The 13,258-nt window shown below is 59.1% G+C and carries 8 protein-coding genes; 3 read left to right on the forward strand and 5 right to left on the reverse strand.

Annotated elements, in window-relative coordinates; genetic code table 11:
* Positions 1-83: 83 nt before the first annotated feature.
* The 3 genes from LB547_RS25000 to LB547_RS25010 all read right to left on the reverse strand — a co-directional run bounded on the left by LB547_RS25000 (position 84) and on the right by LB547_RS25010 (position 5,210).
* Positions 84-542, reverse strand: coding sequence for a MucR family transcriptional regulator (locus LB547_RS25000; protein ID WP_064993350.1), 459 nt, complete (start codon positions 540-542; stop codon positions 84-86).
* Between the two features lie 731 nt (positions 543-1,273).
* Entirely contained in the window at positions 1,274-2,320 is a 1,047-nt protein-coding gene (locus LB547_RS25005) for a hypothetical protein (protein WP_064993349.1), read from the reverse strand.
* 115 nt (positions 2,321-2,435) lie between these two features.
* Entirely contained in the window at positions 2,436-5,210 is a 2,775-nt protein-coding gene (locus tag LB547_RS25010; protein WP_140698301.1) for a caspase family protein, read from the reverse strand.
* A gap of 393 nt (positions 5,211-5,603) precedes the next feature.
* Between LB547_RS25010 and LB547_RS25015 the strand changes: the two genes are divergently transcribed.
* Together LB547_RS25015 and LB547_RS25020 are read left to right on the forward strand one after the other, a co-directional pair.
* Complete coding sequence (locus tag LB547_RS25015) at positions 5,604-5,783, forward strand: hypothetical protein (protein ID WP_064993346.1); 180 nt, start codon at positions 5,604-5,606, stop codon at positions 5,781-5,783.
* A 16-nt stretch (positions 5,784-5,799) separates the two neighbouring features.
* Positions 5,800-7,203, forward strand: a complete 1,404-nt coding sequence (locus tag LB547_RS25020; protein WP_064993345.1) for a radical SAM/SPASM domain-containing protein — start codon at positions 5,800-5,802, stop codon at positions 7,201-7,203.
* Positions 7,204-7,286: 83 nt separating this feature from the next.
* Here the strand turns inward: LB547_RS25020 and LB547_RS25025 are convergent, their stop codons facing one another.
* Both LB547_RS25025 and LB547_RS25030 read right to left on the reverse strand, forming a co-directional pair.
* A complete protein-coding gene (locus LB547_RS25025; RefSeq protein ID WP_064993344.1) occupies positions 7,287-8,567 on the reverse strand; it encodes a type II toxin-antitoxin system HipA family toxin in 1,281 nt (426 codons plus the stop codon).
* The gene (locus LB547_RS25030; RefSeq protein WP_064993359.1) at positions 8,557-8,895 is read right to left on the reverse strand and encodes a helix-turn-helix domain-containing protein; all 339 of its coding nucleotides are present in this window, start codon (positions 8,893-8,895) and stop codon (positions 8,557-8,559) included. Before LB547_RS25030 ends, LB547_RS25025 begins: the two co-directional genes overlap by 11 nt.
* A gap of 283 nt (positions 8,896-9,178) precedes the next feature.
* Between LB547_RS25030 and LB547_RS25035 the strand changes: the two genes are divergently transcribed.
* The gene (locus tag LB547_RS25035; RefSeq protein ID WP_064993343.1) at positions 9,179-13,243 is read left to right on the forward strand and encodes a hypothetical protein; all 4,065 of its coding nucleotides are present in this window, start codon (positions 9,179-9,181) and stop codon (positions 13,241-13,243) included.
* Positions 13,244-13,258 lie beyond the last annotated feature (15 nt).

Here is a 13,258-nt window from a genome sequence, read left to right on the forward strand (position 1 = left end):
GCACGTCTGCGCACCTTCTGAAGCGATTGGTCCCGCGGGCCGCAAAATTTTCGTTGCGGCCTATCAAGACCGTTCGCGTAGCGCTAACGGCGCGGTGATGTTCGCTTGGTCGTTGCCTTTTGCGTCGCCTTGGCCCCCGGCTTCCGCCCAAGCCCGCTGGACTTTGCCAATGCAGAGCGTTGGGCCGCGTAATTCGGCGCGACCATCGGGTACTCTCGCGCCAGCCCCCACTTTTCACGGTATTGCTCAGGCGTCAGCCCGTAATGAACACTGAGGTGGCGCTTCAGCGACTTGAACTTTTTCCCATCCTCCAAGCAAATGATGAAGTCAGGCGTCACCGATCTCTTTGGATTGACCGCAGGCTGCGCGATCGGCTCTTGGGCTGCCGTTGGATGACCGATGCCCGACAGTGTCGAATGAACTAGACTGATGAGATCTGGGAGACCGGTCACTGGCAGGGCATTTTTGGCAACGTATGCCGAGACGATATCCGCGGTCAGTCCGACCAGATCGGCTTGCTCAGCTTCTTTTTCCTCGCTCAAAATATATTCTCCTGATGATACGCAATTGCCCAAGGGTGAATATGTAGTGCAAGTTTGAGCGCGCGCCAATCGCGGCAGCCAGAACCTCCTAAAGGTGCGGTCTATCCCCTAAGGCCGACCTAGTCGGCCTCTGCCGTACTTGTGCGCGCAGGCTGTGTGATGGTTGGTGAAAGCAGCGCGGTCATTTGCAGAAGCCAATGGGAGCGATGCGCACATGTAGAATTGCTCGGTCGAACCAAAGATGGGTCGGCGAGTCGGCATTGGCGGCGTTTCATTTGGCGCCCCTCGCCGGGGGCTGTCGGTCCCGCATCCCGCCTTGCGTCGGCGCTATGCTGATGCTCCTTCGGCCGCCCTGTTAAACCGTCTCAGGGTCACGAACTTTCTCCAGCACCGCACTGCCTTTGGTCGCTATCGCGGTCATTTCGGTGCTTCCGTCTTGTACGCCATTGTCCCTCGACGAAAGCGCGGTTCCGTTGATGACCCCGCGCTGACGTCGGCGCTTTGGCAGGCGCTTGGGATTGCTTGCCCAGAGATGACAACCGCTTTGGCGCCAAGATGGCATCCATGAGTTTGGCATAAGCAGCGTGTCTGGCCTCTTTCTGGACAAACCCTTCGCATCTTGCCCGATATCGCTTTTGCTGCGTTTGGGGTGATAAACGTGAACCAGCTTGTCGCCGCGCCGGCACACTCCAAAATGCGGCTGGCAGTGTCCCCGGCGTGAACCTTGCTGATTAAATGACAGCCTGCCGACGCTTGGGTGGCCAAGCAAATGCGAAACCGCCATCCTTGATCGGCCACGCTAGGCCGAAACCGTTGTCGAACGCCAGCGCTCGATCATCAGCGTTCGTCACTTCAGTCTCTACAACTATCAACTGTTTGCCGTTCCACCGCTGGTGCTGCCGATAGTCAAGAAGTTGCCCAATGGCTGTTCGAATCGCGAACCTAAGGGTCGACGGTTCGGTTGGTTTGATCTCAACCATGACCTCATCTCGCTTGTCAGCTACGTACCTTAAGTCGTCGCAGAAGGTGGCCGGGAAGGTCACGCCAGGAAACCGATCCTTAAGATAGGCTTCGAACCGTCTTTGCAATCTGTTGTGGCGGGGATGGACCACGGCTTCATATTTTTCCACATAACGCGAATACGCATTGGATGCAGCTTCCCCAGCTCGTCGTTTTCTGCGGGTTGCCGACGACGGGCGCCTAGTTTCACGCTCGCCCTCAAGAAGTTTTCTGACAGACCGGACAAAATCGCGCGCATTGCGGTTTTTCGTATCTTCCGCGTACCACCAACTGACCTGGCCGCTCCAACCGGGACCTCGCTCAAGCTTCATGCGTCGTTCCGATGAAGGCAACAGCCTGACGTCCTTGATCCTGGCCTTGACACGGAAGCTGGTGATTTCATCCTCCACGTGCCGCACCGATGGGAATTGGCCGTTGAATTTTTGTCGATGACGGTAGATGCGCGCGTTTCGGTACCAACCGACCACACAGCGCGGATCGCTCCCCTGTGTCGGAGCCGTCCAGACTATATCGACGCCATCGAGGAAGTCGTCCTCGGGACCGGCCCCAAGGCGCTGGATGTTGACCTGCCGATCCTCTTCGCCCTTGATGGTTTCGAAGTGGCCGTAGACATACCCATCTTCACAGGCAACGAAGTTCAACTCCTCACCGCAAAAGCCTTCCAGAACTGGAAACCCGCCGCCGCCTTTCGGAGGATCGTTCGGATCCCTGCCGGCATAGTGGTTCATCCATGCAATGTTGCAGAAGAGCAATGGCATTCGTTGTTCCTTATGACTGATGCATTATCGCTTTGACTGGGAGAAACCGGGGCGAGCCAGATCCCTATGGGATGAAGCTCCTTCGGCTGGCGCGCGGCCAAAATCGTCGCCGTTGCTACTCGCAATATTGGTCTTCTTCAAATTGGTAGTCGCCAAGTTGGCGGCGCGCGGCAAGAACCGCATCGAGACGCCAGAAGACCGATCCATCCGCGATGCGCGCGTCGGTAAGCAGACTGCGCGGTCTTGTAATTGACAGGGCCCGCAAAAGGACCGCTCTTGCTTGTGCGTCCGGTGCGAAGTCCTGGAGCGAGCGCACAAGGTCGAATCCGCTTGGGTCGCCCGTCGGTCGCAGTTTGTGCGCCAGCGCGCGATAAAGGACATCAAGGCCTGCGTAAGAGAAGTGGTTGGAGGCGTACCTTACGAGGAGGTTGATCGTTGCTGGCGAACTCCCATGATCGCTCCTCAAAGCCGCCGACAGCGCCTGCGCGACTGACACATCCGTCACCTCAACGATTTGGACCCCGGTAAGCGGATCGGCGCTGCGTGGCGGTGCTATCTGAATGTCGTACTCAACGCCTTTTTCCAACCCTGAAACCCATCGATCTGGCATGGGCGTCCAACATGCTAGGTCTACCATCTCGGACGCGTATGCCGCGACATCACGGTCTTGCTTGATGCCGTTGTCCAGTCGAAGGACCAATTGAGCTAACGCCTCGGCACTGAGGAAGCGACCTTGAGCCGCTAGCACGCGCGCAGCAAGGCTGGCATCAATCGGCAAGCAGGACGAATTTTTACCAGACGTGCCAAGTACACAACCCCACAACGGTGTGCTCCACTCCTCGCTTAGCGGAAGCACGCGCGCGAAACGTGGCAACCAGGTCGGGTCCACCCAGAACATGTCGTGGTTGATAACGAGCAAGCCGTATCGCCGAATGATCAGATCGAGATCACGTCCGTTAAGTTCGCCGCGGCGGGCGAGCAGCAATATTGGTGGAAGTGACCAGGAGCTGGTGGCGGAGCCCTCTGCGGCTTGTCTTTCGGAGTCCTTTGCCATCAACCACATCATCATTCCGGCTCCGTTGCCCATGCCCGACGCTTGCGGGCCAGCAGCGAAGTATTCGACGATTTTTGTCGAAAGCTCGCACCAACTCGCCGCGCACCTGGCCAAGCGTGGAAAGACCGCGGCGTTCGGCGCCAAGGTGAGTTTGGGACTTCCCGCCACATCCTCGACGAACCGTAGAAAGGCGAGCCAGTCCGATGGTCTGACAACGTCGCGTTCTGCCCGAACGGAGGTCAACAGGATAGCGGCCTCCAACGAGCGTCGCCGCGCGTCCTCGTCCCGGAGCTCACCAAAAGCCAGGGCAAGCCCGGCGAGGTAAGTCCGCACAGCCTGATCGGAAAGCTCCGATAGGCCATAGTCGGCGACCGTTCGCACGTCGTCGACGTTGTAGAGATCATCGATTTCTGGACCGTTCAAAAGGAAATATGTCGCGGGGCAAGACCGCGCTCGATCAAGCAGCGCAGCTTCGAGCGCAAACTGGTAATCCCACAATCGGTCGCGCTTGACGTCCTTGGAATCACAGACGTCAATCACACCGCTGCGCGAAGAGACAAAATGCAGCCGTCGACCGGCGTCCTTAGACAATTCGGACGATAGCCGGAATTCCCAGTTTTCCTGGTCGCCTATCGGGTGACTGACAAGCCCACCTACACCGCCGCGCATCAGGGCTGTCCGCGCCTTGATGCGTTGCTCGTCCCAACGCGGCGAAGCAGGTTCGAGATCGTCGGCGGCAATCGCCAACTGCACTCCCGATCCCATCGCGCTCGGAAGCAATGAGGACATCCATGGCGGGCCGGGGCGTACCTCGATCCAGCCGTTCGGCTGCACGGCGATGTGATATTGCAGGAAGTACAGGAGCATGCAGATGGCGACTACAAGCGCTGCACTCCAACCGAAAACGCGCCGTACCCTTCCAGCCAAGGCTCGTCTGGGTTCGGGGGCTAAGGGCGGCCCAATGGTCTTGTCGGACCATTCGAGCGCAAGATGGCCGGAGCCACAAAGCTCCGGCGACTGCCTGCGACCGCCGGCGAAGAGGTAGGCAAGTTGCTCGGTACGCTCCCTCGCGAAAACAAAGAGCCGCGCCAGGTCGCTCGACGCCGATCCCCCGGGCGACGGCTGCGTAGCGGTCCCGGGCATTGCGGCCAGTGCAAAGAGCCGCTTGTCTACGAGCGCTTCGTGCAGGGCAATCGTGAACAGGCCTCGGCCGAGAGCAGGGTGCTCGTAAGCCAATTGCTGCGAAGTGGCGCCGGAGAGGACCAGGATGTTGTCGTCGCCAAGTCGACCCGATAGCGCTGCCCGAAAGTCCTTCGCAACGCCGCCGGCATGGCAAAAGTCAAAAACCGCCGAGACCTTCGCCGGTCTGGCAAGCATGACAAGATCGGCAAGCCCGGCGCCGGTGAGGTCTATTTGGTCAGGATTAGCCTCATAGGTGCAGAACCAGGTCTGGTCCGTGCTCTGGTCACCATGACCCGAAAGGACCAGGATGAGTTCGCAGCCTCCGACTTCTTCACTCGCGCCAATCTCTCGAAACATCGCTTCAAGCGACTTGCGGGTAAGGTTCTCGTCGTAAAGCCCTGTGGGGGCATCGCTGGAAGCCAGAACGGCGATCGCATTGGCCAGCGCGGAGGCTCCCTCCACAGAATAGCGAAGCCGAGACCGTGAACTCATGTAGATAGGGCTGGAAAAGCGATCGGCAGCTATACTACAAACGCTTCCGGAAGGATGCACATCGCTGGAGGATTGATCATGAGCGGCGGAGTAGCTTTGACCACTGCGCTCGGCGTTTTCCTGGTTGGTATTTTCGGAGGGTTCGTCGCTGAGCTTGTTCATTGGTATGGCCTAAGGACAAATCCGCGATTTCCAGAATACCTGAAAAGTGCACTCTACTGGATTATCACAGCGCTGATGATATTTGTATCCGGCGCTTTCACTTGGTTGAATTTTGGCAGTCAGGCGCAAGCATTGACTGCATTCCAGATCGGGCTCTTGACCCCGCTAATCCTGCAAAAGGTCATTGCGGGGGCCGCTGGCGCGGAAACGGCTCGCTCACCCCGAGCCAATGTGACCGATTTCTTCCGCGGCTAACAATCTTCGACGATCCACGAAGCATTAGCCGTCCGGGGCTCTGCATCGCGAAATTAGCGCGACTCGATTTTACTTGCCAAGTCGCCAGTTCGGGCAGACTATGCGGGTGTGGGTCTTCACGAGGAGGGATCGTAAGTCATGACGAAGATTACTCTCATCGAATCTGCTGACCGCGAGCCTACAATCAAGGTCAAGCCGGGCGTAACCATAGAGCAGGTTGAAGTCAGCGTTTCCGACGAAAAGGGCAATTCAAAGCCGCTTGCGACACTTTGCGGCTATGACGCAACCTACTGCGTGGCCCTGATCGAGCAGAGCTGACGGTTGGCAGCGTGCCATGTACTCCACATCACGCTACAATTTCTCGATCCCTACAAAGACCGGCAGTATCATTCTTTACAATGCGCGAACGGGAGCGTCGCGTCATTTTGCGGGGAGCGATGCTGCCGATCTCGGCTTCGCTCTTTGCAGGCACCCCGCAAAAATCGATCTCACCAATCTAGGGGAAGCGCTGTCGCAATCCTTGCTGAGCGGTGGATTTGTTGTTGAGCCGGGGTTCGACGAAATAAAGCAAATTCGGGAGCTCTTCCTGCAGACCAAGGCAGAGTCCCCAATCATTGTGACCATCACTACGACCAACAATTGCAATCTAGGGTGCTTCTACTGTTTTCAGAAGCGGGACGAATCCACGCTTGAGTTTGGCAATGTCGATAAGATCGTCGAGCGCGTTGAAAACATTCTGACTGCTTCCGGCAAGCCAGCCCTACACATTGATTGGTATGGCGGCGAGCCGATGTTGAATCGGGCCTTTCTGGAAAAGGCATCGTCACGGCTCCAGGCACTCTGCAATCAGTTGGGACGGCGGTACTCAGCGTCGATCTTGACCAACGGCACACTGTGGCCTGGCGATCCCTTGGCTTTCGCCCGCATCCACATGATTGAGCGCGTTCAGGTCACCTTCGACGGATTTGGCAAATCCCATAACAAGGTACGGCGCTACCGTCGCGGATTTTCCGGCGAGGATCAGTTTCAGGGCGCTATCAGACTGATTGAAGCTCTCAAACGGGATGTGACCGTTGATATCCGTTTCAACCTGGGTACGAAGAACAGTGCGGATCTCGTTTTGCTCGCCGAATTCGGGATGACAAACGGCTGGTTCGAGAAGGGGTCAAAGGCAACGCTGCAGATCGCTAAACTGACGCCTTACTCAACCGAGGTCGATTTCATCCGCAAGACTGAGCTGGCTTATGCGGAATTCGAGGCCGCCAGGGATGTCGTGCGCGCCATCGTCCCAGAAATCTATCTCGACAAGACAGCCGCATTGGATCGCTACCCCCACCCAAGAAGATCCGTGTGTGCTGCGATTGCCGAGGATTCGATCGTCATCGGCGCTGATGGATCCCTGTACAATTGCGGCCTCCAGGTTACCGAACCGCACCGCGCTGTCGGACAACTCGATCGAGAATCCACCGCACAACAAGCCACGCAGGAACAATGGTGGGACGGGTTCGATCCGACACGCAACGAAAAGTGCAGCACATGCTCCTTTCTGCCGCTGTGCTGGGGGGCTTGCCCAAAGCTTCACCTGGAGCGCGATACGGCATCGCTCGATCAACAGAGCGAATTCTGGCGGACCATGCTGCCGAGGCGATTGACATCCTCGCTCGGACTGCAGCTACCAACCGATTTTGCCTTAACCGCAACGGACCAATTCAAATCCGCGCCGCCCGATCGTCGCTAGGCTTGTGAGAAGTCAAGGCGGGGGTCGTGTCAACACTGATCGGATCGCGGGTCTTGCGAACTCCGCGCGACGGCGAATTTGCTCTACTGAAGCAGGGCTCTCAGGCTTTCTGGAGCGCCCTCGAGCGCGAAGGGGTTGAGGATCTGCCTTCGCCAAAACAACTGACGATCAATGACGCTAAGATTGGCTTCCTCGCAGACGCGATCCCACTGATCGCGGATCGTTGTGATCTGTGCCGCCGCGATCGCGGTGGCGTCCTCTTTAGACAACTGGAACACCGCATGTGCCTGAAGGCAGACCGCAACCTGGCTTGATCGGTTGTTGCCGAGGATCAACATCGCTTGGCCCGCCTCGTTGCCGGCGCGCGCCTGCGGGCAGATGTCGTAGGCAGGGGTCAGCTCCAGCTCGGAGCCATTCCAAAATGCGGCATGATTGCGGGCATGGTCGTCCGTGTTGCCGCAAAGGATATTGAAGACTACCCGCGAATACAGCTCCTTCAGCGTTTTCTTTGGATCGCTAAAGCGATGGCGGATGATCGGCGCCAGATCTTCATAGCTGGCATAGCGCGCCATCATCTCATCGAGGCCGAGCATCGTCAGTGCAGAAACCATGCTGCGGCGGCGCCATTGATCGCCTGACTTTTGCCGGTCGAAACGGGTGATGAGCAGGACATCCTTCCCTACGGTCTGTGTCAGGCGCACCGGTGCCGCATTGATCCCGACCATGCCGGCAAGCCGCATGGCGATGAACTCAGCCTTTACCACGCTGTAGACGTCGCCTTGAGAGGAGAATTTCGCGATGAATTTTGCATCCGCGTCGGCGATCAGTGCTTTCGGCCGGGCTCCGCCGATGGAGCTTCCATGAAACAAGGCCTGGTCCAGCTCGGACGTCAGCGGCACACCCTCTTCGACGCGGGCGGCAGCGCTCAAAAGCTCCTCCAGCGATGCGCTTCGCGATTGGCGTGGAACGTATCTGCTGGGCGACGCCTGGAAATCGAGCGCGCCTATGCGGTCAGATCCAGACTCCAACAGGTAAGTGAGCTCGTCCAGCGCCGCGGGATCGATCGCGTTGCCCTTTTTGCCCAGGATAAGGTTGATGATGACGCGCCGGCCCCAGGCATCAGGCGCTGCGTCGCGAATGCTGTTGGGCATCGAAAGACCAGGCGACAGCGGCAATCCGCCTGCCTTCAGCGGCAATTCGGGGTCGTAGATCGCGATCGCGTCTTCGCGGGCCAGGTAGGAACGGCCATAATTGAATAGCAGCTTGTCGCCGTCACGCGTCAACAGTCCGGCAACAACCGGCTCCGTCGCTTGTGGCAGCCAAATCCAGACAAAAGCCTCGCGGGGTGCGTTTTCAGAAGTCATCTTTCACCGGACCGGTTGACGTGCGTACGGCCTGGGGAAGAAGCGTCAGCGTTGCGGTGTTCGCCGCTATGTGCTGGGCAAACGTTGCCAGGTCGCTATCGAACAGCCTTACTCCCACGACGGCCGCGGCCTCGAAGACAGCGCCGATAGCGCAGCCGAGGTCGCCCCGTTCAATACGGTGGACGAGACCACGCGATAGACCGGCACGCTCACCGAGCTCCTCGACAGTTATGCGACGCTCGATGCGTGCGCGCCGGATGAGTTGCCCTAGGAGCAGCGCGGCGTCGCGGCTATAACGCGAATAAGACCTCGATGCGGGCTTAGCCATGATCATGTTCCATTAATGGTACTTTTTACCGCTTTGCGCTCCATTTATAGCGCAAAAATCCCTCTGACAAGCCATTGCTCGTCACGGAGTCTCATAAATAGGACGAAAAATAACTTTGCGACCTATTTATGGTACAATTAAGCTGCGGAAACGGCCTTTTTGCGGCCCAACATTAGGGCCTGCTAACGCGAAAGCGTCGACAACGGCAGCCTGCTATGCGTCACTGACGTCAGGGCGACTCATGGTGATTTTGAAGCTGAAATTTCTCCGCAGGAAACTTTAGATGACAAGCGGTTTTCCCCAGCCCTCTGCAAAAGATGCGGCCGCGGCCTATTTCAAGCGCCGGCTGACGATCAGCGATACTTCCAAACTCGACCCCGGGGTTGATGAGCCGGGGCTTCTCGCTCTTGCCGGTAACAAGATCGTTCTTGGCGAGCCTGGCATGGGCAAGAGCGAGCTCATGCGCGAGCTCGGACGGCAGTTAATCGTTGAACCGGTGACCGCGATCCGGTTCATCAACAGCAAGAACCCGGCCAAGCTGGTGGCGATGGGCAAGCCGATTTTGATTGATGGCCTCGACGAGGCCATGTCCAAGCGCGAGGGCGACGCCGTCGATGCAATCCTCGCCCAGCTCGAAGAGGCCGGTTCGCCGCCGTTCATCCTCTCGTGCCGCTCGCGCGAATGGCAGGCGCGCAGCATAACGGACCTGCGCCAACTCTACGGTGCCGATCCCATTGTGCTGACGCTCGAACCCTTCAACCGTTCAGAAGCGCGCGCCTATCTCGTTGCGCGGTATTCAACCGTGGATCCCAACCATGTGCTCGACCATCTCGCCTTACACGGATTGGAAGAGCTTTATCGAAATCCCTTGACGCTTGGCCTGACTGGACGGGTCGCCGAGACCGACGTGCAATTGCCGGGGACGCGGGCTGCCTTGTTCGAGCGCGTCTGTACATTGGTCTGGCCTGAGCACGATCCGGATCGCCAGAATATGGGATTGGCCCAACTCACTCAGGATGAAGCGCTTGATGCTGCAGGGGCAATTGCTGCTGGCCTTTTGTTTTCGGGCGCTGAAGCTGCGAGCGCTGCGGGCGCATCGCAGGTTCAGCAAGGTGATCTGCGACTGTCAGATTTGGAAAAGCTGCCGAGCGCCAAGGCCGCGCGGGCGATTTTTTCCTGCAAGCTATTTCACAGCGTTGGTCCTTCGCGGGCCAAACTTATTCACCGCGTCATCGCAGAGTATCTCGGCGCACGTTGGCTCTCGCGACAGGCCACCACTCCGCGGACGCAGCGCCGCGTTCTGGCACAATTGCAGGGCAGCGGCGGCGTTTCCGCAAGTCTGCGCGGCATTCATGCCTGGCTTGGCTACCATAGCCCGCCAATGGCCGAGCGGATCATCGCCGAAGACCCCTACGGTGTGCTTCGCTATGGGGAGACCGCTGCGCTGACCCCGCATCTGGCCGATTGTCTTTTCGAGGCGCTGCGCAGGCTCGCTCACGACGATCCGTATTTCCGGTCGGCCGATTGGGACATCAAGACGGCGGCGGGCCTGATGATCGCGGCCCTCAAGCCCAAGATCAAAGATATCATCGCGGCGGCAACGAGCAGTGTGCATCTGCGTTCGCTCTTGATAGAAGGATTGAAGGGCACATCCCTGGCCGCCGAGCTGGCCGACACGCTCGAAGTAATCGTCCTGTCGAGAGAGCGCTTTTACGCCGAGCGCGCCGACGCGGCGGACGCCCTCATGCCATATCGCGACCGCGCCTGGTGGCAGGCGACGGTGGCAGCTTTGGCTGATCAGGGCGGCGACACCTCGCGCCTTGCGCGCAAGCTGATCCAAGCCATTGAGGGCGATGTGCCAGACGCGGTGCTGGTCGCAACATTGTTCGGCGAATTAGGCTTAACAAGTTGTCCGCTGCCACGCCGCAGGGATCGGCGCGTCCACACAATCCGCCCATATCGGCGCCTGTTCGACACGATAGCTACGGCACGACTGGCCGGAATACTGGATTTGATCGCCGAATATGCGGAACTCTTGACCAACGACGATTGGCGGCAGGCCGGCGAAGTAGCAGACATCGTGGCTCAGCTGATCGTCCAGGCAATTGATAAAGGCATTACCGGACCGGCCCAAGCTCCTGCGCTGTGGCGCTGGCTCAAGATCATTGAACGGTCCCATCGCTCCCATCGTGAAGAATACCAGAGCCTGGCCGACCGATTGTCGACGCACGATGCGTTGCGACGCGCGGTCCAGGAGCACGTTCTTGCGACTGACCGCCGCAAGGATAGCCTGTGGGCGACCGAGCACCATTTACAACACCGTTTGGTCGGGCTCACAACACGACCAGGCGACATTGTCTGCGCGCTCGCTCGCTTGGCCGAAGGCGACACAAAAGACGCTGGCCTGCGTGAAGATTGGAAGGACTTGTTGCAGATTGCCAGGGGCCCAAGCGGGCTCGATCCCAATGTGCGGCTGGCCGCGGAAGCGTTCCGGCGCGGCGACAAGCAACTGGCTAGGTTCCTGCGCAAGCTCGAAAATCCCAAGAAGCCCGCCTGGAAGGTCCGTCACGACAAGAAGGAAGCCATTTGGGTGCGCGAGCAGAAGGCGGCCTTCGAAGTGGTACGCCACCAGTTGGAAAAGGTGCGCGACGATCTGCGCTCCGGCGGACTCACGGCAATCTTCGAGCCCGCCGAAGCCTATCTTGGCATGTCATCCCGCGATTTGCCGAATGACCTGCCGCCGGCCGAGCGTCTGGTCAGCCTCCTTGGACCGGCGCTGGGTGACGACGCACTGACCGGATTCGAGGCCGTTCTTCATCGCCCCGATCTGCCCACCGCCGCTGAAATCGCTGAGGGTTTCGCACATGGGACGTTCTATAACTACAGCGGCCCGATCATGGCCGGACTTTATGAGCGTCTGCGCACCGGGAAGAGCTTGGCCGACCTTCCGGGTTCTCTCAAACTGGCGGCCCTGCTGCTCAGCTACGACGATCACGGCTGGAGCGTTGAGAATGAACAGGAGCGGCTGCAAGCCGCGCTGGAGGCCGAGGTCATCCCCACTGCCGAATCCCGCATCGCATTCGCGCGGCTCTGGATGGAACCGGCGTTGGCAGCCGGCAGCGATCATGTCAGCGGGCTCTACAAGCTCGCCCACGATCCTGCCTGGCAGGCGACCGGAGCTGCGCTGGCCGCTGAATGGCTGACGGCGTTTCCCAACGTTCCCGAGCAGGTCGAAGTAGGGCTGGTCGACTGCCTGACCCAGGCTGGCGCGGTCGATGCACTGCGCGATATCGCAGAGGCGCGCGCCGCGATGGTGTTTCGCAATTTCGATCATATGCTGTCGTGGCTTGCAATTGATGTGCTGGTGCGTTTTGAGTTGGTGAGGCCGGATCTCAACACGATCGGTGCAGGTCATCCTAGGTTCATCTGGTTCCTGCGCAACCGAATCCAATTCGAGCGGGGCGGCGGTATGATGCCGCTGTCGGTCGCACAGGCGGAATGGATCATTACCGAGTTTCGTGGGCATTGGCCCTACGCAGTGCTCAACGGCGTCGGCTCGGGCGACACAAACGACTATGACGCAACTGACTTTCTGCGCTCCCTGCTTGGTCTGATCGCTGGCGACACCAGCGTCGAAGCAAGCCAAGCCATGGCGCGCCTCGTTGCCGGATCCAATGACGGCTATGCCGAGCTGATCCGGCACATGGCAGCAGAACAGCGGCAGAAGCGGGCGGAAGAGGATTTTTCAGGGCTGGCGCCGAGCGATTTGACAGCGCTCCTCGACGACGGACCGCCCGGCAATATCGAAGACTTGAAGGCGATAGTGCTGGAAGAGATGGACATCGCGCGGCGCAAGCTCGCCGGTGATGATCTCGATACGGTTGTAGAATTCTGGACGGATGCTGGCGTTCCGCGCGACGAGAACCGCTGCCGCGACCGGCTGGCGGCGATGATCGGACCGGAATTGGCCCGCTACGATATCCAGCGGATTACGGAGGCGGACATGCCTCAGACCAAGCGGGCGGATCTCGCCTTCGCGCGCGGCACGATGCAATTGCCCATCGAGGTCAAAGGTCAGTGGCACCCGAATGTCTGGGATGCGGCGACCGACCAGCTCGATGTTCAATATCTCGTCGACTGGCGCTCCGAACAACGCGGCATCTACTGCGTCCTGTGGTTCGGCAATATGCCCTCGGCGAGCGGTAGGCGATTGAAGGCCAGGCCCAACGGGCTTCCCGCGCCCGCGAGCGCCCAAGAGATGAAAGAAATGTTGAAGGCCGCGATTCCCGAGGCGCGCCAGCCACTGATCGAGGTGGTTGTCCTCGATCTAATCAGCGGAAGACGCTGAAACGGCGCTTCGAGC

It is taken from the genome of Mesorhizobium sp. B264B1B (assembly GCF_020165765.1).
GTDB lineage: Bacteria > Pseudomonadota > Alphaproteobacteria > Rhizobiales > Rhizobiaceae > Mesorhizobium.